The organism is Citrobacter sp. wls613 (assembly GCF_005281195.1).
Taxonomy (GTDB): domain Bacteria; phylum Pseudomonadota; class Gammaproteobacteria; order Enterobacterales; family Enterobacteriaceae; genus Citrobacter; species Citrobacter gillenii.
The window spans coordinates 117,990-139,368 of sequence record NZ_SZXN01000082.1; the positions used below are offsets into that span (position 1 = coordinate 117,990).

Consider the following 21,379-nt stretch of genomic DNA (forward strand, 5'->3'; position numbering starts at 1 on the left):
CGGAATATTACAGCGCCTTCATGGTGCCTTTCGGCAGAACGGCAGCTACGAAGTCACGTTTGATAACCACTTCAGTGGTGTCGTTCAGTGCGATAGAGATGTAGCCAGTTTCCGCTACTTTGGTCACACGACCGACCAGGCCACCGTTCGTCAGGACTTCATCACCTTTGGCAATGGAGCTCATCAGATTTTTATGCTCTTTGGTACGCTTTTGCTGTGGACGCAGGATCATGAAGTAGAAAATCAGACCAAACACCACCAGCATCAGAATCAGAGACATCGGGCTGCCCTGCGCCGGAGCACCTGTTGCCGCTACCGCATCAGAAATAAAAAAGCTCATTCAAATTCCCTCATTATTAAAATTAATCAACGTTCACAGGTGGAACAGGTCGACCCTGACGTTGGTAAAAATCGGTTACGAAGCTCTCTAATTTACCCTCTTCAATAGCCTTGCGTAAACCCGCCATCAAGCGCTGGTAGTAGCGAAGGTTATGAATGGTATTGAGTCGCGCGCCCAATATTTCGTTGCAACGGTCAAGATGATGCAAGTAAGCGCGTGAATAATTGCGACAGGTGTAACAATCGCACTCAGCGTCGAGTGGACTGGTGTCGCTTTTATGTTTCGCGTTACGAATTTTTACCACGCCGTCAGTCACAAACAAATGGCCATTACGGGCATTTCGCGTTGGCATCACACAGTCAAACATATCGATACCACGACGCACGCCTTCAACCAGATCTTCTGGTTTGCCGACGCCCATCAGGTAACGAGGTTTATCTGCCGGAATTTGTGGGCAAACATGTTCCAGAATACGGTGCATGTCTTCTTTCGGTTCACCCACAGCCAAACCGCCGACAGCGTAGCCATCAAAGCCTATATCTACCAGACCTTTAACAGAGATATCACGTAAATCTTCGTAAACGCTGCCCTGAATGATGCCAAAAAGCGCATTTTTGTTGCCGAGGCTATCAAAACGGTCACGGCTACGCTGTGCCCAACGCAATGACATCTCCATCGAGCGTTTAGCATAGTCCCAGTCAGCCGGGTACGGTGTACATTCGTCGAAAATCATCACGATATCGGAACCGAGATCGTATTGAATCTCCATCGATTTCTCAGGATCGAGGAAAATCGGATCGCCGTTGATCGGGTTGCGGAAATGTACACCCTGCTCGGTAATCTTACGGATATCGCCCAGGCTGAATACCTGGAAACCGCCAGAATCGGTGAGGATCGGTCCTTTCCACTGCATGAAGTCATGCAAATCGCCATGCAGCTTCATGATTTCCTGCCCTGGGCGCAGCCACAGGTGGAACGTGTTGCCGAGAATAATTTGTGCGCCGGTCGCTTCAACTTCTTCCGGCGTCATACCTTTCACCGTACCGTAGGTACCGACAGGCATAAAAGCAGGCGTTTCCACTACGCCACGATCAAAAACAAGGCGTCCGCGGCGAGCGCGACCGTCTGTGGTATCCAGTTCAAATTTCATCTTAACTCCTGCGTCAGAAAAACAGTCCGACGTAAAATACTCATGCCGGGAACTTACTCCCCGACACGCTCAGAAATAGCCTGCGGATTGTACGTGATAAACATCGCATCACCGTAACTAAAAAAGCGATATTCCGCTTTAACCGCTTCATGATAGGCGTTCATGGTGTTTTTATAACCTGCAAACGCCGAAACCAACATAATCAATGTCGATTCAGGGAGATGGAAGTTGGTTACCAGCGCATCGATGACGTTGTACTGATAGCCCGGGTAGATAAAGATTTGCGTATCCCCGAAGAACGGTTCGATCAGATCATTTTTCGCCGCCTGAGCCGCGCTTTCCAGCGAACGAACTGAGGTCGTCCCTACCGCGATCACGCGATTACCGCGCGCTTTCGCCGCCAGTACCGCGTCGACCACGTCCTGCGGAACTTCCGCATATTCGGAATGCATGATGTGATCTTCAATGGTGTCTACGCGCACCGGCTGGAACGTCCCCGCCCCAACGTGCAGCGTCACAAACGCCATCTCAATGCCCTTTTCACGCAGTTTTGCCAGTAACGGATCGTCAAAGTGCAGACCCGCTGTCGGTGCCGCCACGGCGCCAGGTTTTTCGCTGTATACGGTCTGGTACAGTTCACGGTCGGCGTCTTCATCCGGGCGGTCGATATACGGCGGCAGCGGCATATGGCCGATGGCGTTGAGGATATCCAGTACGCTGCGTTTGTCGTCAAACGCCACTTCAAACAGCGCATCATGGCGCGCAACCATCGTCGCTTTAATGCTTTCATCATCGCCCAGCAACAGCTCAGCACCCGGCTTCGGCGCTTTGGATGCGCGAATATGAGCCAGAATACGTTTGTCATCGAGCATGCGCTCAACCAGCACTTCAATCTTGCCGCCGCTGGCTTTACGCCCAAACAGGCGGGCCGGGATCACGCGGGTATTGTTAAAGACCAGAAGATCTCCGGGGTTGAGCTTGTCGAGCAAATCGGTAAAAGTACCGTGCGTCAGCGCGCCCGTTGGCCCATCCAGTGACAGCAAGCGGCAGCTACTGCGCTCTGCTTGCGGATAGTGGGCAATCAGGGATTCAGGAAGTTCAAAGGTGAAATCGGTAACGCGCATGACACTGACTCAGACTAAAATAAGAGGCGGGTAGTCTAGTGCCGGGGCGCTTTCCCTGCAACCTTTACCCCGCTTTTGGACAGATAATCGATAATGAATTTTCTTGCACATTTACATCTGGCGCATTTAGCCGACAGTTCACTCTCCGGCAACCTGCTGGCGGATTTTGTTCGCGGAAACCCGGCATCCAGTTTTGCGCCTGAGGTGGTGGACGGCATTTTCATGCATCGTCGAATCGACGTCATGACCGACAACCTGCCGGAAGTCCGTGAAGCTAAAGAGTGGTTTCGCAGCGAAACGCGCCGCGTCGCGCCGATTACGCTCGACGTGATGTGGGATCACTTTTTATCGCGCCACTGGGCAGAAATCTCGCCCGACTTCCCATTAGCAGCCTTTGTCCGCTACGCCCATACTCAGGTTGCCACAATCTTGCCTGAATCGCCGCCGCACTTTGTCAATCTGAACAATTACATGTGGTCAGAGAAATGGCTGGAGCGCTATCAGGATATGGATTTTATCCAGGATGTGCTCAATGGCATGGCCAGCCGCCGCCCGCGTCTCGATGCCCTGCGCGACTCGTGGTATGACCTGGACAGACATTACGACGCGCTGGAAGAACGCTTCTGGCGTTTTTATCCGCAGATGATGGAACAGGCCCGCCGTAAAGCACTTTGATCGCCCGACAGCACTGGGCCGGATAAGGTGACGCCACCATCCGGCAAAACATTGATAGCCAAAACCTGTCTCATTGATTGTCAGCGCCTCTTTGTCTTATTCCCGAACACTCTCTATACTGGCCCGCGTTGCGTTCCAAAAAACCCTTAACTTTGCAGGAGAATTATATGGTACTGGTAACTCGTCAGGCTCCGGATTTCACAGCAGCTGCGGTACTGGGTAGCGGTGAGATTGTTGATAACTTCAACTTCAAACAGCATACCAACGGTAAAACCACCGTTCTGTTCTTCTGGCCGATGGACTTCACCTTCGTTTGCCCGTCTGAACTGATCGCGTTCGACAAACGTTACGAAGAATTCCAGAAGCGCGGCGTTGAAGTGGTTGGCGTTTCTTTTGACTCTGAATTTGTCCATAACGCATGGCGTAACACCCCTGTCGACAAAGGCGGCATCGGTGCAGTGAAATACGCAATGGTTGCTGACATCAAGCGCGAAATCCAGAAAGCTTACGGTATCGAGCACCCGGAAGCGGGCGTTGCTCTGCGCGGTTCTTTCCTGATCGACGCGAACGGCGTTGTTCGCCACCAGGTGGTTAACGATCTGCCGCTGGGTCGTAACATCGACGAAATGCTGCGTATGGTTGACGCGCTGCAGTTCCACGAAGAGCACGGTGACGTTTGCCCTGCACAGTGGGAAAAAGGTAAAGAAGGTATGAACGCGTCTCCGGACGGCGTGGCAAAATACCTGACCGAAAACGTCTCCAGCCTGTAATTGGCATGAATTGAACAAGGCCCGCAAATGCGGGCCTTTTTTTATCTCAATGACCCGACCACACCGACGCTGAGATTGCAGGCAACGTCAGTACATCGCCCATAGTCTGGCCTTTGCCCTCTTCGTGCCGCCACTGCGCGACATTGAGCAACGGCGACGACGGCAGCACCACTTCACAGGCGTGTCCCCGGTTAATCGCCACCAGTACGCGCTGCTGGTTAAGTACCCGGACAAATACCACCACGTTATCTTCGGCGTAAATTACCTGACAGCCGCCGTGGCGTAGCGCCTTGCTACGATGACGTAATTTCGCCAACCGCTGGTACAGCGCCAACAGTTCGCCGTCCTGTTGATCCTTCTGCCACGGGAACGGTTTACGACAGAACGGATCGTTATTTCCATCCAGCCCCACTTCATCACCGTAGTAAATACACGGCACGCCAGGCCACGTAAACAGCCACACCACCGCCAGAGGCAGGCGCGCAACATCTTTGCCCAGTAAAGATTTAAAACGAGCGGTATCGTGGCTGTCGAGCTGGTTGAACATACGCAACTGCTGCTGATGCGATAATCCCGCACGGTAGTTATCCATCCACGCCATGCACGTTTGAGCATCAATAGACTGCGGATCGTAAGAGATGTCGGTGTTGGCGAGAAATCCCCAGAGCGGGAAGGTAAAACCACGGTAGTTCATGGCGGCATCTTCGGCATCGGCCTGCAGCCACTGGCGCGCATCGCCAAAGTGTTCACCGACCACATAGGCTTCTGGCTGCGTTTCTTTCGCCGCCTGGGTGATCCCGGCCACATGCTGCAGGTTATTGCGCGCTCCACCGGCTTCTCCCAGCATGTGCACAACATCAAGCCGCCAGCCGTCCATGCTCCACGGCGCTTTTAACCAGTGACGGACAATGCTGTCCTCGCCGCGATAAATTTCGTTCACCAGGCTTTCCGAGGCAAAATCCAGCTTCGGCAGGCTGGCGTAACCCAGCCAGTCCAATGCGACGCCGTCGTCAGAGAAATGGTACCAGTCGCGCCAGGGCGAGTCCGGGTTATGGCACGCCCCGTCTGTTCCCTGATGATGCCTGTCGAACCAGGCGTGCGAATCGCCACTGTGATTGAATACGCCGTCCAACACCAGGCGCATTCCCTGTTGCTGCGTGTTATGCCTCAGGCGTAATAGCGCCCTGTCGCCACCAAACCGGGGGTCAACATGGCGATAATCTTCAGTATCGTATTTATGCATGCTCGGTGCGGTAAACACCGGGTTCAGATACAGTGCTGTTACCCCTAAGCTTTTCAGGTACGGCAGCTTCTCGCTGATCCCGTCCAAATCACCACCATAGAAAGTCGAGCCTCCGGCCTGTGCGTTCAGCGGTTCATCCCAGTCGCGCAGCACAATATCGTGCCCGGCCGCGTGGTGGTAATAGACGTTATCCTGTTCTGTATCGCGCGACTGACTGCGGGCAAAGCGGTCCGGGAAAATCTGATAGAAAACCTGGTCGGCCACCCATTGCGGACCATTGTCTGGCACATCCACAGCAAACTGTTCCAGCCGCGCGGGCGGAAATCGGCTGAACCCTTGCGGGGTAAACCACAGCTGGCGATCGAGCCACAGCAGCTTAAAGCTATAGCGTCGACGTGGCTGGCCGCAGGAGAGATCGATTGCCGCGCGCCACGCGGTCACGCCAGGCTGCGGCTGGCTGCGCTGCTTATGCATGCCGAGCGAGATCTCTTCGTTATCATTTTCTGCGCGTAACGTGACCCGCTGGGGTTGATTGTCCCCTGCCAGCCAGAGCGTAATCGTCAGTTTATCGTTGTTTTGCTTAACAAATGGGGCAACCGGAAGGTGCCAAGCGTTCAACATCACGTATCCCCTTTGATGAAAATGAAGTCACCTTGCCATAGGAAAGTTAAGGATCACTCATCATCTTAACGTTTATTGGGGGAGGAGTTCGGGGGAGGAGAAAATGCCGGGAGGCGCAAGCCTTACCCGGCAAAAAAATTACTGTGCTTCAGCCGGTTGACGCTCACGGCGGCGTTTGAACACCCACCCCACCAGCAGCAGGGCAATCCACGCAAAACCAACGTACAGTGAAATACGGGTATCCGGATGGTAGCCAATAAGCCCGATAATAAAGACCAGGAAAATCAGGCCAATCACCGTCGTAACCACACCGCCCGGTACTTTAAACGTCAGTGCTTTGACCTCTTCCGGCGGCAGACGACGGCGGAAGGCAATCTGCGACAGCAGGATCATGATCCATACCCACACCGTGGCAAACGTCGCCAACGAGGCGATCACCAGGAAGATGTTCTCCGGCATGATGTAGTTGAGATACACCGCAAACAGCAGGGCAATGGTCATCACCATCACCGTCACCCACGGCACGCCGCGACGCGAGGTTTTGGCGAACATTTTCGGTGCACTTCCCTGCTCCGCCATACCGTGCAGCATACGGCCCACGCCAAAGACATCAGAGTTGATCGCCGACAGCGAAGCGGTCAGCACCACAAAGTTAAGGATACCTGCCGCAAAGGTAATGCCCATATGCTGGAACGTCAGAACAAAAGGACTCCCGTCGGTGCCCACCTGATTCCATGGGTAAATAGACATAATGACGAACAGCGTGCCCACGTAAAACACGAGGATTCGCATCGGCACGGAGTTAATTGCACGCGGGATCGACTCCTGCGGGTTCTTCGCTTCACCGGCAGTAATGCCGATGATTTCAATGCCACCATAGGCAAACATCACCATTTGCAGCGACATAATCATGCCCAGCCAGCCGTTACTGAAGAACCCACCGTTGCTCCACAGGTTATGGATGCCGGTTGGTTGCCCACCGTTGCCGATCCCCCAAATGATGATGCCAAAACCGGCGACAATCATAATGATGATGGTGGCGACCTTAAAGAATGAGAACCAGAACTCCAGTTCGCCAAACACCTTCACACTCATCAGGTTGATGGCGCAGATAATCAGCACTACGCTCAGAACCCAAATCCAGTGCGGCACCGCCGGGAACCAGACGCCCATATAAATACCGAAGGCGGTCACGTCGGCAATAGCGACAATCAGGATTTCAAAACAGTAGGTCCAGCCGGTAATGTAGCCTGCCAACGGTCCGAGGTTTTCCTGCGCATAGCGCGAAAACGAGCTGGCTGCTGGGTTATGAACGGACATTTCGCCCAGCGCGCGCATGATAATGTACGCCGCCGCGCCGCCGATAATATAGGCCAACAACACGCTCGGCCCTGCCATTTTGATGGCATCGGCTGAGCCATAGAACAGCCCGGTACCAATTGCCGAACCTAATGCCATAAAGCGGATGTGCCGGGTGCTCAGCCCACGCTTTAGCTTGTTATTACTTTCCATCGATTCCTAACCTGTTAACACAATAAAAAAACCACGGGGCCATATTAATAGCCCCGTGGTTAAAACTTATTGTCAGTGATATTAGTGTGCGCTGGAGGTCACTTGTCGACCTGCTGCGCGGTCCCAAATTACGGCCAGGACCACCATCACGACTGTTGGCATCAACCACGCCAGACCTTGCTCTGCCAGCGGTAAACGCTGGGTCCAGGCCGGTAACACGTCGCCAATTGCAGAAGCTTTAATGCCATCAAGGATACCAAAAATCAGGCTGATAAACATCGCAGGTGCAATGACGCGGGAAGAATTATGCCACCATGAGCGGGTAAAGCTTAATACAACCAGTGCGATACAGGGCGGATAGATAGCCGTCAGGACCGGAATCGAGATCTGAATCAGGTGGCTCAAGCCGAGGTTTGACACCACCATCGAGAAGCCGCCAAGGATAAACACCAGCGTACGGTAAGACAGTGGAATGTACTGCGCAAAGAACTCAGCACACGCACAAGTCAGGCCAACCGCCGTCACCAGGCAAGCGATGAAAATCAACGCGGCCAGCAGCAGGCTACCTGCACCGCCGAAGGTGTGCTGAACATACGCATGCAGAATTGCCGCGCCGTTAGCAGACTGATCGACCAGAATCGCGCTGTCTGAACCCAGACGGAACAAGGCGAGGTACAGCAGCGTTAAGCCGACACCAGCCATCAAACCTGCCCAGACGGTATAACGTGTCAGTAGACGTGCTTCAGTAACGCCACGCGAACGCGCGGCGTTCACGATAACAATACCAAAGACCATCGCCCCCAGCGTATCCATCGTCAGATAGCCGTTCACGAAGCCGTTGGAAAACGCCGCAGTTTGATAGGCTTCTATGGCATTGCTGATCGGACCGGCAGGCCAGATAATCGCAGCAACAGACAGCACAACCAGCGCCAGAATTTTCAGCGGCGCGAGGAAATTCCCCACGGTATCCAGCAGTTTGCCCGGATAGAGCGACACCAGGATGACAATCGCGAAATAGACCACGCTGTAGATAAACAGCGGCAGCGCGGAGTCACCGGTCAGCGGGGCAATCCCCACTTCAAAGGAGACCGTTGCGGTACGCGGCGTTGCAAATAACGGCCCAACGGCCAGATAACAGACGGTAGCCAGTACTAAACCGGCCACTTTGCCGATCGGAGTGCTGAGGCTGTCTACACCACCGCCGACTTTCGCCAGCGCCACAACGGTGAGCACCGGCAGGCCAACAGCGGTAATCAGAAAGCCAAAAGCCGCAGTCCAGACGTGTTCGCCGGCCTGCAAACCAACCATTGGGGGGAAAATAATGTTACCTGCACCTACAAACAGTGCAAATGTCATAAATCCCAGTGCGATGATATCGCGCGATTTTAACTGATGGGTCATAAAGTCTTACAGCCTGTGGATGTGAATGTGGTGTTGTAAAGGTTAAATTTTTGCCCTTCCCTTTTGGGACGATACAGCGGCATTTTTAATCAATTCCAGCGGGAAATTCTCCCAGCCGGGCGCGGCGAAGAATAGTTTTTCGATTTACCGCGTAAATGCAGTCGGTATGACAGCACATGGTGCGCAATTTAAACGCTTATAACGTTTTAAAGCAAGGTGGGATCTAAAAACCAGAACAATATAGCGATATGAAAAATCCAGTTAGAACAAAACACCATTTCCGGGAAAAAGGTATGGGTAATAATGCGAACAAAAAACAATCAGACGTCGTAAAATTCAGGATGACTGTATTGACCCGCGTAAAAAAGCCAGCTTTCGCTGGCTTTTGGAAAGATAATCTTACGGATACGCCTCAATCGTTACTTTTGGCAAGTAAACGTTCCGCTAGCACAAAGCTAAACCGCGTCCCTTTGCCCGGCGTACTCTCGATATTCAATCGGCTGTCGTGATGATTTAAAGCATGCTTCACAATAGCCAGCCCCAGCCCGCTACCGCCCGTTTGCCGCGATCGCGCTTTATCCACGCGGTAGAAACGCTCGGTCAAACGAGGAATGTGCTCAGGCGCAATTCCAGGCCCATTATCTTCGACGCTGAACTCGGCTCCCGCCGTCGCCCGCTGCCAGCGCACGGTGATGTGCGTTCCCGCCGGCGTATGGTTCACCGCGTTATAGATAAGATTCGAGATTGCGCTACGCAGTTGCTCCTCGTTACCCATCACGCTCAGGCGATTATCCACGTCGAAGGTAAACGTGTGTTTATTCTGGCTCAGCGTTTGTGCTTCGTGCTCAGCCACGCGCAGTATCATCGGCACATCTACTTTTTCATTCTGCGGCAGTGTCGGTGCGGCTTCTATTTTCGATAGCGTCAGCAACTGTTTCACCAGCCCTTCCATACGCTGCGTTTGCTCACGCATGGTATCCAGCGCTTTCTCTCGCGTTGCCCCTTCCAGGGGATGCTCCTGCATCATCTCCAGATAACCTTGCAGCACCGTCAGCGGCGTACGCAACTCGTGGCTGGCGTTGGCAAAGAAATTACGCCGCGCGCCTTCCAGTTGGTGCATCTGCGTGACATCGCGCGCCACCATCAGCAACTGCTTGTCGGTATACGGCATCACCCTAATTTCCAGATGCCGCCCGGTATTAAGTACCAAATTAATTGGCCGACTAAAGTCGCGCGTTTTCAGGTATGAGGTAAATTCCGGGTAGCGAAGCAGGTTAAGAATATTTTGCCCACTATCGTCCGGCCAACGCAGTCCCAGAACCTGCTGTGCCAGGCCGTTACACCAGAAAATCCCACCCTCTTCGGTGGTCAGTACCACCGCATCAGGCAGCGATTCAGCCCCGCTGCGAAAACGCTTAATCAGATTACCCAGTTCGCGGCGGCGTTTTTTGTTACGCAGTTGCATTTGATGCAGGCCGTAAAGCAGCGGTTCCCAACTGCCCCGCCCCGGCGGAGGCGTCATACTCCTGTCGACCCACAGCCACCAGGACAAACGCAGTAAATTCCAGAAATGCCAGATAAGCAGACCCGTTACCGATGCCAGTAAAAACCACGGCAGATAACCGAAAAAAGCACTAAGGATAAAAGCCGGAATGCAGCAAAGTATCAGCTCCAGTACCAGCCTTTTCCATGACAATCGTTCCAGCAAACGTCGCACTCCCTATACAACTTGATCTAATGGGCTATTTTCCGTGCCGGTCAGAAGCGGGTTGAAAAACGGTATCCCGTTCCGCGTACCGTCTGCACCATGCGATCGTGGCCGCTGTGCTCCAGCGCCTTACGCAAGCGGCGGATATGCACGTCAACCGTCCGGTCTTCTACGTACACGTTGGTGCCCCAGACATGATTAAGTAGTTGTTCGCGGCTGTAGACGCGCTCAGGATGAGTCATAAAGAAATGCAGCAGTTTGAACTCAGTTGGCCCCATATCCAGCGGTTCTTCGCCGGTCATTACACGATGCGAGGTGGGATCAAGGCTCAGCCCCTGCATCTCAATAACTTCTTCAACCGCCATTGGTGAAATACGACGCAGTACGGCTTTAATGCGCGCCACCAGTTCCTTCGGCGAAAACGGCTTGGTGATATAGTCATCCGCACCGGTTTCCAGCCCACGTACGCGATCTTCTTCATCACCTCTTGCCGTCAGCATCATCACCGGGATGTCCCGCGTCATCGCTTCACGTTTGAGGTGTTTAATGAACTGTAACCCCGAGCCGCCGGGAAGCATCCAGTCAAGCAGGATAAGATCCGGCCAGGGTTCATTGAGTTGATTCACCGCACTGTCATAGTCTTCGGCTTCTACAGGTTGGAACCCGTTTTGCTCGAGCACGAAGCAGACCATTTCACGAATTGGAGCCTCATCTTCTACGACCAGAATACGTCTCGCCATGATTTGCCCTGTTTTAATTTAATCGTTCATACCCTCTATACGCCGCCATTATGCGTCAGATTTATGACAGATTTATGAAAAAGATAGTCCAGGCTTAACCAATGTTGTTGAATTATGACAGCCCGGAAACAAGATATTCACGCCGTTGCAAGGGTATAATCCCCCTCATTGCTTTTTCGTCATGGAACTCGTATGCGCATCCTTCATACCTCAGACTGGCATCTGGGCCAAAACTTCTACAGCAAGAGCCGCGCCGCCGAGCATCAGGCCTTTCTCGACTGGCTGCTGGAGACCGCACAATCCCATCAGGTGGATGCCATTATTGTGGCAGGCGATATTTTTGATACCGGCTCACCGCCGAGCTATGCCCGCGAGATTTACAACCGCTTTGTCGTCAATTTGCAGCAAACAGGCTGCCACCTGGTGGTGCTGGCAGGCAACCATGACTCGGTCGCCACGCTTAATGAATCACGCGATATTTTGGCGTTTCTGAACACCACGGTGGTCGCCAGCGCAGGCCATGGACCGCAAATACTGAAACGCCGCGACGGCACGCCAGGCGCCGTGCTGTGCCCGATTCCCTTTTTACGCCCACGCGACATCATCACCAGCCAGGCGGGACTCACCGGCAGCGAAAAACAACAGCATTTGCTGGGGGCAATTACCGACTATTACCAGCAGCAGTACCTGGACGCCTGTGAACTGCGCGGTGAACGCAACCTGCCGATCATTGCAACCGGGCACCTGACGACCGTCGGTGCCAGCAAAAGTGACGCGGTACGTGACATTTATATTGGCACACTGGATGCCTTTCCGGCGCAGAATTTCCCGCCAGCAGATTACATCGCGTTGGGACATATTCACCGGGCGCAGGTCATCGGCGGAACAGAACATATTCGCTACTGTGGCTCGCCGATTGCCCTCAGTTTTGACGAATGTGGCAAAAGCAAAGGCGTGCATCTGGTGAGCTTCGAAGACGGCAAGCTACATACCGTCGACAATCTCACCGTACCGGTCACGCAGCCGCTGGCAATATTGAAAGGCGATTTAGCCGCTATTACCGCCCAGCTTGAGCAATGGCGCGATGTAGAGCTGCAAACGCCCGTCTGGTTAGATATTGAAATCACCACCGACGATTACCTGCACGACATGCAGCGCAAAATTCAGGCGTTGACGGAAGACCTGCCGGTAGAGGTTCTGCTGGTGCGCCGCAGTCGGGAGCAGCGCGAGCGTATTATGGCCAATGAGCGGCGTGAAACGCTGAGCGAACTGAGCGTGACGGAAGTCTTTGACCGCCGTCTGGCGCTGGAGGAACTGGAAGCGCCGAGGCGGGAACGTCTTAATCAACTGTTTAATGACACGTTACAGACGCTTGCCGGGGAGGCTGACGCATGAAAATTCTTAGCCTGCGCCTGAAAAACCTCAACTCCCTGAAAGGGGAATGGAAAGTCGACTTCACGGCAGAGCCTTTTGCCAGCAACGGTCTGTTTGCCATCACCGGGCCTACAGGGGCCGGAAAAACCACCCTGCTTGATGCGATTTGTCTCGCGCTGTACCACGAGACACCGCGCCTGAATACCGTATCACAGTCGCAAAACGACCTGATGACCCGCGACACCGCCGAGTGTCTGGCAGAGGTCGAGTTCGAAGTTAAAGGCGAAGCCTACCGCGCGTTCTGGAGCCAGAATCGGGCGCGTAATCAGCCTGACGGCAATCTGCAGGTCCCGCGCGTGGAACTTGCCCGCTGCGCCGACGGAAAAATCCTCGCCGATAAAATCAAAGATAAACTGGACATGACCGCCACGCTCACCGGGCTGGATTACGGACGGTTTACGCGTTCGATGCTGCTGTCGCAGGGGCAATTTGCCGCCTTCCTTAACGCCAAACCCAAGGAGCGCGCTGAGCTGCTGGAAGAGCTGACCGGCACCGAAATCTACGGACAAATTTCGGCAATGGTGTTTGAAAAACACAAAGCGGCGCGCAATACGCTCGAAATATGCGAAGCGCAGGCGGCGGGTGTCGTACTGTTAAGCGAAGAGCAGCAACAGCAGTTGCAGCAAAGTTTGCAGGTACTTACTGACGAAGAAAAAATTTTGCTGGCGCAGCAGCAACATCAGCAGAAAGATTTTCAATGGGTTACGCGCAGCGACGAACTGGTTCGTGAACAGCAGCGCGTGGCTAGCTTAGCGCAGCAGGCCCAACAGGCGCTTGCGGACGCCGCGCCTGAGCTGGCAAGACTCCAGCTCGCTCAGCCTGCCAACCAGCTTCGTCCACTGTGGGATCGCCAGCAGGAGCAGACTGCGCGCTTGGCGCAAACAAAGCAGCGGATCATTGAAGTAAATACTCGCTTACACGCTAAAACCTCGCTGCGCGCGCGCATCCGCAACGGTGCACTGCGCAGCCACGAGCAACTTCAGACCGAACTTACCGCACTGGCGCAGTGGTTGGCGGAGCATGATCGATTCCGCTTATGGGGCCAGGAGATTGCGGGCTGGCGCGCACTTTTTTCTCAGCGTAGTCGCGATAAGCATCAGCTTACGGCGCTCGCTGCCCGTATCGCTGAGTTACGCCAGAAACTGGCGGCGTTGTCGGAAAATGCCCTGACGCTCACCGCGGATGAGGTTGCGGTCGCGATGGAACAGCAAGCGCAATCACGGGCTTTCCGTCAGCGTCTGACCTCACTTCATGCTCGCTATCAGCCGTTGCAAAAACGTCTGCGTCAGAACGGTGAAAGCGTGCAAAAAGCGCAGGCGCAGCAGGCCGAGCTCAATGAAACGCTCGCGCTACGCCGACAGCAATATAAAGAAAAAAATCAGCACTACCTGGACGTTGAAACGCTCTGCAAACAGGAAGAAAAAATCAAAAGTCTGGAGGCAGAGCGCGCGCTTTTGCAGGCCGGACAGCCCTGCCCGTTATGCGGCTCTACTGCACATCCTGCGGTCTCGGAGTATCAGGCGCTGGAACTGAGTGCAAACCAGCAACGTCGCGACCAGTTAGCCAAAGAAGTCGCAGCACTGAAAGAGGAAGGTCTGCTGGTTCTGGGGCAGGTCAATGCCCTGACACAGCAAATCCAGCGTGAGACAGAAGAGATACAGACGCTCTCTCAGGAAGAGCAAGCACTCACTAAAGAGTGGCAGGACGTTTGCACCGCTCTGAATATTACGCTGAATATTCAGGAGGATATTACCGGCTGGATGGGCGAACAGGAGCACTACGAGCGCCAGCTTTATCTGCTCAGCCAGCGCCTGACGCTGGAAAACCAGTTACACGATCAGCAACAACAGGAACGCCAGTATCAACAACAGCTGGCGACGACGCATCAGGGGCTGGAAAGCGCCTTGTCCGCGCTGTCACTGACTGCACCGGAAGACGGCACAGAGGCAGCCTGGTTAAGCGCCCGCGAAACCGAATTCGCGCAGTGGCAGGAGAAACAGACGCAGCATGGCGTGATTCAGGAACGCATTCACGCCCTGAAGCCGCTGCTCGACACGCTTCCGGCAACGGACACCGCAGAAGCCGAAACGGTTATCCCTGAAAACTGGCGCGAAATTCACGACGACTGCGTGTCGCTGCAAAGCCAGCTTGCCGCACAGCAACAGCAGGAAACGCTGGAAAGCGAACGCTTGCAACAGTCGCAGGCGCAATTTACCGCCGCCCTGGCGGCCAGTTGCTTTGCCGATCAAGAGGCGTTCCTTGCCGCGCTGCTGGACGACGACACCGTCCGCCGCCTTGAGCAGTTAAAACAGACGCTGGAAAATCAATCGCAGCAGGCAACGGCGCTGTCCGGGCAAGCCAGCCAACAACTGCAGACGCATCAGGCGCTGCGCCCGGAGGGGCTGGACGCCGACGCACAAACCCTGCAAGCCCGGCTGCAACAACTGGCGCAACAACTGCGAGAGAACACCACCCAACAGGGGGAGTTACGCCAGCAGCTTAAGCAGGACAGCGATAACCGCCAGCGCCAGCAGGCATTAATGCAGCAGATTAAAGAGGCGGCCAGCCAGGTCGAAGACTGGGGCTATCTGAATGCGCTAATTGGCTCGAAAGAAGGGGATAAATTCCGCAAGTTTGCCCAAGGCCTGACGCTGGATAACCTGGTGTGGTTGGCTAACAATCAACTGACCCGCCTGCACGGTCGCTATCTGCTACAGCGAAAAGCCAGCGAAGCGCTGGAGCTGGAAGTGGTTGATACCTGGCAAGCCGACGCCGTTCGCGATACCCGCACGCTGTCCGGCGGTGAAAGCTTCCTGGTAAGTCTGGCCCTAGCACTGGCACTGTCCGATCTGGTCAGCCACAAAACGCGCATTGACTCCCTGTTTCTTGATGAAGGTTTTGGCACGCTGGACAGCGAAACGCTGGATACCGCTTTGGACGCGCTGGATGCGCTAAATGCCACCGGCAAAACCATTGGCGTTATAAGCCACGTCGAGGCCATGAAAGAGCGCATTCCGGTGCAAATCAAGGTGAAGAAAATCAACGGACTGGGTTATAGCAAACTCGACAAGATGTTTGCGGTGGAGTAGTCGACAGACGGGTGCGGCTTCACAGGCCGGATAAGCGTTAGCGCCATCCGGCACAATATGTAGCATAATATTGCATACTCAGAGATGGATATGAAATGGCATTTCATTTCACTTATCCGCAAGCTATGCTCTTATTGGCGGCGAACGTTCGCCGCTGTGGCGCACATCTGCGCTGATATTGCTGGCAGGTCGTATGAAAAAAGTGATTTTCTCTTTAGCCCTCGGGACGTTTGGGCTGGGCATGGCCGAGTTTGGCATCATGGGTGTGTTAACCGAGCTGGCGCGAGATGTAGGAATTTCCATTCCTGCGGCGGGCCACATGATTTCGTTTTACGCCTTCGGCGTGGTGCTGGGTGCGCCGATTATTGCGATCTTTTCCAACCGCTTTTCGCTGAAACATATTCTGCTGTTTCTGGTCACGTTGTGTGTAATAGGTAACGCCATCTTCACCCTCTCCTCATCCTATTTTATGCTGGCGGTCGGCAGGCTGGTTTCCGGTTTTCCGCACGGCGCATTCTTTGGCGTCGGGGCCATTATTCTGACTAAACTCGCACGCCCGGGGAAAGTCACCGCCGCTGTCGCTGGCATGGTCAGTGGGATGACTGTCGCCAACCTGATTGGCATTCCCGTCGGTACCTGGCTGAGTCAGGCATTTAGCTGGCGCTACACCTTTTTGCTGATCGCCGTGTTTAACATTGCAGTCATTGCGTCGATTGCCTTCTGGGTGCCTAACATCAGTGACGAAGCAAAAGGCAAACTGCGAGAGCAATTTCACTTTCTGAAAAGCCCGGCACCGTGGCTTATTTTCTCCGCTACGATGTTTGGCAACGCCGGCGTGTTCGCCTGGTTTAGCTATGTGAAGCCATACATGATGTATATCTCCGGTTTTTCTGAAGCGCTGATGACCTTCATCATGATGCTGGCTGGATTAGGCATGGTGCTGGGCAATCTGCTGAGTGGGCGGATTTCGGGCCGCTATACGCCGCTGCGCATTGCGGTGGTGACCGACTTTGTGATTGTGCTGGCCCTGGTGATGCTGTTTTTCGTCGGCGATATGAAAGCCGCGTCGCTGACCTTCGCCTTTATTTGCTGCGCGGGTCTGTTTGCGCTGTCGGCCCCGCTACAAATTTTGCTGCTGCAAAATGCGAAAGGCGGCGAACTGCTGGGTGCCGCCGGTGGGCAAATGGCCTTTAACCTCGGTAGCGCGGTTGGCGCATACTGCGGCGGCATGATGCTAACGCTGGGTTTTGCCTACAACTACGTAACCCTCCCAGCGGCCCTGCTGTCGTTTTCCGCCATGTCATCGCTGCTGCTGTATGGACGTCTGAACCGCCCTACGGGCATAAATTGTATGCCGGATAAGCGCCATCCGGCATAGCAAAATTACCCCTGCGGCCACAGCCAGGCCGCACCGCGAACCCCACTGGAATCACCGTGCAACGCCTTGCGTAAAGGCGTTGCACACTCACCGCCAAAGACGAACTGTTTAATCAATGACGGAACGGTCTGATACAACCTGTCGACATTACTCATCCCGCCCCCCAGCACGATGACGTCCGGGTCAAGGATGTTCACCACATGAGCCAACGATTTTGCCAGGCGCAATTCATAGCGGCGTAACGCCTGCTCCGCCAGCGCATCACCTTCGCTCACCAGCCGAATAATATCGCTACCTTTCAGTTTATTACCGCTCAAGCGATGATAATCCGTGGCGAACCCGGTCCCGGAGATGAAGGTTTCAATACAACCTTGCTTCCCGCAGTAACACGGTACTTCCTGCCGATAGCGCAGTTCATCTTCGTCCATCCACGGCAGCGGATTATGCCCCCACTCACCCGCAGTACCGTTGCCGCCGATATGCGCCCGACCATTGAACGCCACCCCGGAGCCGCAGCCGGTACCGATAATCACCGCGAACACCGTTTGCGCGCCCGCCGCAGCGCCGTCTACCGCTTCAGAGACCGCCAGGCAGTTAGCATCGTTAGCCAGACGGACCTCCCGGTTCAGACGCACGCTTAAGTCTTTGTCAAAAGGCTGCCCATTGAGCCAGGTTGAGTTGGCATTCTTCACCACCCCCGTGTAAGGGGAAATCGATCCGGGGATCCCCATACCAACGGTTCCGGTCTGTCCGGTGGCTTTTTCCGCCATATCCACCAGTGCGGCAATAGTTTCTATGGTTTGCCGGTAGTCATCACGCGGCGTGGGCAGGCGATGGCGGAAAAGTTGCTCCCCCGCATCACTCAGCGCGATAACTTCTGTTTTGGTACCACCTAAATCGATTCCTATACGCACACGCTGGTCCTCATTTTTTGGGAATATCAACAGAGTAGAGGCGAGCATGGTGTTAGGCAATGCACGCCCGCCGACAATTCGTTATTATGCCCGCTGAATTTAACGACAAGGCCGTGGAAATTATCATGCTGTGGTTCAAAAATTTAATGGTTTACCGTCTTAGCCGCGATGTTTCTTTGCGCGCCGAAGAGATGGAAAAACAGCTTACCTCAATGACGTTTACCCCTTGTGGTAGCCAGGATATGGCAAAAATGGGCTGGGTTCCGCCGATGGGATCGCACAGCGACGCATTGACGCATTCTAACAATGGCCAAATTATTATCTGCGCCCGCAAAGAAGAAAAAATTCTGCCGTCGCCGGTGATCAAGCAGGCGCTGGAAGCCAAAATCTTCAAGCTGGAAGCTGAGCAGGGTCGCAAACTCAAGAAGACCGAGAAAGACTCGCTGAAAGATGAAGTGTTGCACTCCTTGCTGCCGCGTGCCTTTAGCCGCTTTAGCCAGACAATGATGTGGATAGACACCGTTAATGATTTGATCATCGTCGACTGTGCGAGCGCTAAGAAAGCGGAAGATACGCTGGCACTGCTGCGTAAAAGCCTGGGCTCATTGCCGGTAGTCCCTCTGACCCTGGAAAACCCGATAGAGCTCACGCTCACTGAATGGGTCCGTTCCGGGACGACTGCGCAGGGATTCCAGTTGCTGGATGAAGCCGAACTGAAAGCTATGCTGGAAGACGGTGGTGTGATCCGGGCGAAGAAACAGGACCTGGTGAGTGATGAGATCGCCGTGCACATTGAAGCCGGAAAAGTCGTCACCAAGCTGGCTCTCGACTGGCAGCAGCGCATTCAGTTTTTGATGTGTGACGATGGCTCGATTAAGCGTCTGAAGTTCTGCGATGAGCTGCGCGACCAGAACGAAGATATCGACAGAGAAGATTACGGTCAGCGTTTTGATGCCGATTTCATCCTGATGACCGGTGAACTGGCAGCGTTGATTAAAAGCCTGGTGGAAGGATTAGGCGGCGAAGCGCAGCGCTAAGCGCACCCGTCTTGCCGGATAACGCCACAAGCGGCTTATCCGGCATATTACGCTTACAGGTAACGGCAAAGATAGGACGTCGGCTCTGCGACCTGCAGATGAAATTCACTGTGCCCAGGCACGTTAAACGTCTCCCCGGCAGCATACACTTTCCACTCAGTTTCGCCCGGCAGCAATACATTCAATGCCCCGCTCACCACCGTCATCTCTTCAGGTGCCGCCGTGCCAAAGGTGTACTCGCCTTCCACCATCACACCCACGCTGGCGCGGCCAGTACTGCTGCTGGTAAAACCAATCGATTTTACTTTGCCGGAAAAGTATTCATTACTTTGAAGCATACCACTGGCCCTATCTCGTTATTAAGTTAACAACCAATATAGGGGCCTGACGTTCCCTCTGTCACGCAAAATTACGCCAGAAGTTCCGAAGCCAGACGGGCTATCAGCACATTCGACAACAGTACCGGAACGTCGAGTGATTTTTGCAGTACATCACGATGACGCTGATTAAACCCCAGGCAGTCGAGCATAATCACGTCGGCACCTTGCTCAAGAAGTTGCTTTCCAGCATCAATCAGTTGTTGTTCAGTGCCATCAATGGGATTGGCCACGGCATAGACTGGCGGCGTTTGTAGCACCTGCCATTTCTGCGTCTGGGCGGCGAGTAATTCAGTGACGGGTACAATCACACCAACCTGATGCCCGTCGACAATCGACGCCACCAGAGGGGGAATAATACGTAAGGGCTCCAGCAGGATGCCGTTTCGGATCGTCAGACGAGTAATGACCGCAGTGCTCATCAATAAAATGACGTCAAAACCCTGATTATCCAGCACCTCAACGATACCTTGCAGCGCGCGTTCCACTTTCTGGCGCGAAACGTGCGCCAACTGTTGGTCACTGAGCAGCGTTAATAACACATCGTCGCCCGGCGAGATGGCGTACTCGGCCATCACCTCTTCCCGCCGCATCTGCCCTAGCAAACTATGGTGGGTAATGTGTTGCTCATCGATATATTCCGTCAGGAGCGGTAATACCTCACACATCGGCACAACGCCAATCGTGAGGATAGCCAACGACGTACTCATGTGTTGCTCCACCGTCTTCTTACTTTGCTGTGAATTCCCGGATAAATGCCGGGCACTGACCTGCGCTACAAATGTTCAAAAGCGTAGCAGCAGATAAGCAATACATTGTGTAAAGATTCCAAATCATTCTAATAATTTATTGTTATCGTTTACTTTTCATTTTTCGCACTCTCCAGAGACGTACGAAAAATGTGACACAGACAGCGTCCGACCTCAGGTTTTCTGCGGATCCTCATAGCGTTTTTTGGCATCCATTGCTTCCTGCGCGGACGGATGTTCGCTAATCAACGAATTCGGCTTCGGGTGGTCAGCGCGGAGTTGATACCAGGTGACCGTCTGGCCTGGCGTACCTTTTTCAACAGTAACAATCGTCGCTTTACGTGGATAAGGGGGGTTTGTCGGCATAGCGCTTCCTTTTGAATGGATAAGCGTTAAGTATAGACCCCACCCTGCAACCGCGGCGCAGCCTGGGGCATCATCGCCAGGATATCAGCCACAACCTGAGAGGGTTCGTGCGTTGCATCAACAATAAAGTGCGCCGCTTGACGATACAGCTCGTCGCGTTGCTCAAGCACTTCCTGCACCTCTTCGGTCAGCGGTTTACCGGTTAAGGTTGGGCGCAATCCTTCTTCAGGCGCGGCTTCCAGGCGACTCACCAGTACCGAGACCGGCGCGCTTAAATAAATGACCATGCCGTTATTTCGCATGTAGTGACGGTTATATTCGGTAAGAATAATGCCGCCACCGGTCGCAATAACCGTTGAGGGGCCGGTCACGGCCTGCAAAGCGGTCGTCTCCTGAGCGCGAAATCCTTCCCACCCCTCTCTTTCAACGATTTCGGCAACGGTCATTTGCACATGTGATTGCAACCAGCGATCGGTATCAACAAACTGGAAGTCGATAGCTTTCGCCAGCGCCATACCGGTTGTCGTCTTACCACACCCCCGCGGGCCAACAAGAAAAAGAGGTTGCGTCATCGAAGAAATTCCCCAGAGAGCCGCCCACAAGCGGGATCTGATGCTGTTAAAGTTATAATCATACCATCAAACTAGTACATCACAAAAACGTAAAGAATAAGTTCCACTACAGACTAAAAAGCCCATTAATTCTCACTATAACAAGATTTCACAATGATGAAAGTGTAAAAAATAAATTA

19 protein-coding genes are annotated in these 21,379 nt (G+C 53.9%); 6 read left to right on the top strand and 13 right to left on the bottom strand.

Annotated elements, in window-relative coordinates; genetic code table 11:
* Window positions 1-7: 7 nt before the first annotated feature.
* The 3 genes from yajC to queA are packed head-to-tail and all read right to left on the bottom strand — an operon-like array spanning window position 8 to window position 2,614.
* Window positions 8-340 carry a preprotein translocase subunit YajC gene (gene yajC / locus FDX01_RS21255; RefSeq protein ID WP_052283894.1) on the bottom strand — a complete coding sequence of 111 codons (333 nt, stop codon included), beginning with the start codon at window positions 338-340 and terminating at the stop codon, window positions 8-10.
* A gap of 22 nt (window positions 341-362) precedes the next feature.
* Window positions 363-1,490 carry a tRNA guanosine(34) transglycosylase Tgt gene (gene tgt, locus FDX01_RS21260; protein ID WP_096758093.1) on the bottom strand — a complete coding sequence of 376 codons (1,128 nt, stop codon included), beginning with the start codon at window positions 1,488-1,490 and terminating at the stop codon, window positions 363-365.
* 53 nt (window positions 1,491-1,543) lie between these two features.
* Entirely contained in the window at window positions 1,544-2,614 is a 1,071-nt protein-coding gene (queA, locus tag FDX01_RS21265; RefSeq protein WP_137400415.1) for a tRNA preQ1(34) S-adenosylmethionine ribosyltransferase-isomerase QueA, read from the bottom strand.
* A gap of 93 nt (window positions 2,615-2,707) precedes the next feature.
* Here queA and acpH point away from each other — a divergent pair, with 93 nt between their 5' ends.
* Together acpH and FDX01_RS21275 are read left to right on the top strand one after the other, a co-directional pair.
* On the top strand, window positions 2,708-3,289 hold the full coding sequence (gene acpH / locus FDX01_RS21270) for an ACP phosphodiesterase (protein ID WP_137400416.1): 582 nt from the start codon (window positions 2,708-2,710) through the stop codon (window positions 3,287-3,289).
* 167 nt (window positions 3,290-3,456) lie between these two features.
* The gene (locus tag FDX01_RS21275) at window positions 3,457-4,059 is read left to right on the top strand and encodes a peroxiredoxin (protein WP_048212444.1); all 603 of its coding nucleotides are present in this window, start codon (window positions 3,457-3,459) and stop codon (window positions 4,057-4,059) included.
* A 46-nt stretch (window positions 4,060-4,105) separates the two neighbouring features.
* On the opposite strand, the gene malZ is transcribed toward FDX01_RS21275, so the two are convergent.
* The 5 genes from malZ to phoB form a co-directional block, all read right to left on the bottom strand.
* Window positions 4,106-5,923, bottom strand: coding sequence for a maltodextrin glucosidase (gene malZ, locus FDX01_RS21280; protein ID WP_137400417.1), 1,818 nt, complete (start codon window positions 5,921-5,923; stop codon window positions 4,106-4,108).
* Window positions 5,924-6,061: 138 nt separating this feature from the next.
* Window positions 6,062-7,435 (bottom strand): proline-specific permease ProY, encoded by a 1,374-nt coding sequence (proY, locus tag FDX01_RS21285; protein WP_115259248.1) that lies wholly within the window; start codon window positions 7,433-7,435, stop codon window positions 6,062-6,064.
* Between the two features lie 81 nt (window positions 7,436-7,516).
* Entirely contained in the window at window positions 7,517-8,836 is a 1,320-nt protein-coding gene (gene brnQ / locus FDX01_RS21290; protein WP_135912471.1) for a branched-chain amino acid transporter carrier protein BrnQ, read from the bottom strand.
* A 412-nt stretch (window positions 8,837-9,248) separates the two neighbouring features.
* Window positions 9,249-10,544: a phosphate regulon sensor histidine kinase PhoR gene (phoR, locus tag FDX01_RS21295; protein ID WP_096759459.1), complete on the bottom strand. Its 1,296-nt coding sequence runs from the start codon at window positions 10,542-10,544 to the stop codon at window positions 9,249-9,251.
* A 50-nt stretch (window positions 10,545-10,594) separates the two neighbouring features.
* Window positions 10,595-11,284 (bottom strand): phosphate response regulator transcription factor PhoB, encoded by a 690-nt coding sequence (phoB, locus tag FDX01_RS21300; protein WP_096758099.1) that lies wholly within the window; start codon window positions 11,282-11,284, stop codon window positions 10,595-10,597.
* 192 nt (window positions 11,285-11,476) lie between these two features.
* Here phoB and sbcD point away from each other — a divergent pair, with 192 nt between their 5' ends.
* From sbcD to araJ, 3 genes are all read left to right on the top strand, one after another.
* On the top strand, window positions 11,477-12,679 hold the full coding sequence (gene sbcD, locus FDX01_RS21305) for an exonuclease subunit SbcD (protein ID WP_137400418.1): 1,203 nt from the start codon (window positions 11,477-11,479) through the stop codon (window positions 12,677-12,679).
* On the top strand, window positions 12,676-15,807 hold the full coding sequence (gene sbcC, locus FDX01_RS21310) for an exonuclease subunit SbcC (RefSeq protein WP_137400419.1): 3,132 nt from the start codon (window positions 12,676-12,678) through the stop codon (window positions 15,805-15,807). The genes sbcD and sbcC overlap by 4 nt, the downstream gene beginning before the upstream one ends.
* Before the next feature lie 193 nt (window positions 15,808-16,000).
* Entirely contained in the window at window positions 16,001-17,185 is a 1,185-nt protein-coding gene (gene araJ / locus FDX01_RS21315; RefSeq protein WP_137400420.1) for an MFS transporter AraJ, read from the top strand.
* 5 nt (window positions 17,186-17,190) lie between these two features.
* Here araJ and mak read toward each other — a convergent pair whose 3' ends face one another.
* On the bottom strand, window positions 17,191-18,099 hold the full coding sequence (gene mak / locus FDX01_RS21320; RefSeq protein WP_135912475.1) for a fructokinase: 909 nt from the start codon (window positions 18,097-18,099) through the stop codon (window positions 17,191-17,193).
* 125 nt (window positions 18,100-18,224) lie between these two features.
* Here mak and rdgC point away from each other — a divergent pair, with 125 nt between their 5' ends.
* Entirely contained in the window at window positions 18,225-19,136 is a 912-nt protein-coding gene (gene rdgC, locus FDX01_RS21325; protein WP_137362723.1) for a recombination-associated protein RdgC, read from the top strand.
* A 53-nt stretch (window positions 19,137-19,189) separates the two neighbouring features.
* On the opposite strand, the gene ppnP is transcribed toward rdgC, so the two are convergent.
* From ppnP to aroL, 4 genes are all read right to left on the bottom strand, one after another.
* The gene (ppnP, locus tag FDX01_RS21330; protein ID WP_115259253.1) at window positions 19,190-19,474 is read right to left on the bottom strand and encodes a pyrimidine/purine nucleoside phosphorylase; all 285 of its coding nucleotides are present in this window, start codon (window positions 19,472-19,474) and stop codon (window positions 19,190-19,192) included.
* A 71-nt stretch (window positions 19,475-19,545) separates the two neighbouring features.
* On the bottom strand, window positions 19,546-20,223 hold the full coding sequence (locus FDX01_RS21335; protein ID WP_115259254.1) for an AroM family protein: 678 nt from the start codon (window positions 20,221-20,223) through the stop codon (window positions 19,546-19,548).
* A 213-nt stretch (window positions 20,224-20,436) separates the two neighbouring features.
* A complete protein-coding gene (yaiA, locus tag FDX01_RS21340) occupies window positions 20,437-20,628 on the bottom strand; it encodes a protein YaiA (RefSeq protein ID WP_096758106.1) in 192 nt (63 codons plus the stop codon).
* A gap of 26 nt (window positions 20,629-20,654) precedes the next feature.
* Entirely contained in the window at window positions 20,655-21,200 is a 546-nt protein-coding gene (aroL, locus tag FDX01_RS21345; RefSeq protein WP_135912477.1) for a shikimate kinase AroL, read from the bottom strand.
* Window positions 21,201-21,379: the final 179 nt, after the last annotated feature.

Bases quoted from the DNA above. Each gene is read 5' to 3' on its own strand.
- yajC (WP_052283894.1), bottom strand. From the start codon at position 340: ATGAGCTTTTTTATTTCTGATGCGGTAGCGGCAACAGGTGCTCCGGCG.
- tgt (WP_096758093.1), bottom strand. From the start codon at position 1,490: ATGAAATTTGAACTGGATACCACAGACGGTCGCGCTCGCCGCGGACGC.
- queA (WP_137400415.1), bottom strand. From the start codon at position 2,614: ATGCGCGTTACCGATTTCACCTTTGAACTTCCTGAATCCCTGATTGCC.
- acpH (WP_137400416.1), top strand. From the start codon at position 2,708: ATGAATTTTCTTGCACATTTACATCTGGCGCATTTAGCCGACAGTTCA.
- FDX01_RS21275 (WP_048212444.1), top strand. From the start codon at position 3,457: ATGGTACTGGTAACTCGTCAGGCTCCGGATTTCACAGCAGCTGCGGTA.
- malZ (WP_137400417.1), bottom strand. From the start codon at position 5,923: ATGTTGAACGCTTGGCACCTTCCGGTTGCCCCATTTGTTAAGCAAAAC.
- proY (WP_115259248.1), bottom strand. From the start codon at position 7,435: ATGGAAAGTAATAACAAGCTAAAGCGTGGGCTGAGCACCCGGCACATC.
- brnQ (WP_135912471.1), bottom strand. From the start codon at position 8,836: ATGACCCATCAGTTAAAATCGCGCGATATCATCGCACTGGGATTTATG.
- phoB (WP_096758099.1), bottom strand. From the start codon at position 11,284: ATGGCGAGACGTATTCTGGTCGTAGAAGATGAGGCTCCAATTCGTGAA.
- sbcD (WP_137400418.1), top strand. From the start codon at position 11,477: ATGCGCATCCTTCATACCTCAGACTGGCATCTGGGCCAAAACTTCTAC.
- sbcC (WP_137400419.1), top strand. From the start codon at position 12,676: ATGAAAATTCTTAGCCTGCGCCTGAAAAACCTCAACTCCCTGAAAGGG.
- araJ (WP_137400420.1), top strand. From the start codon at position 16,001: ATGAAAAAAGTGATTTTCTCTTTAGCCCTCGGGACGTTTGGGCTGGGC.
- rdgC (WP_137362723.1), top strand. From the start codon at position 18,225: ATGCTGTGGTTCAAAAATTTAATGGTTTACCGTCTTAGCCGCGATGTT.
- ppnP (WP_115259253.1), bottom strand. From the start codon at position 19,474: ATGCTTCAAAGTAATGAATACTTTTCCGGCAAAGTAAAATCGATTGGT.
- FDX01_RS21335 (WP_115259254.1), bottom strand. From the start codon at position 20,223: ATGAGTACGTCGTTGGCTATCCTCACGATTGGCGTTGTGCCGATGTGT.
- yaiA (WP_096758106.1), bottom strand. From the start codon at position 20,628: ATGCCGACAAACCCCCCTTATCCACGTAAAGCGACGATTGTTACTGTT.
- aroL (WP_135912477.1), bottom strand. From the start codon at position 21,200: ATGACGCAACCTCTTTTTCTTGTTGGCCCGCGGGGGTGTGGTAAGACG.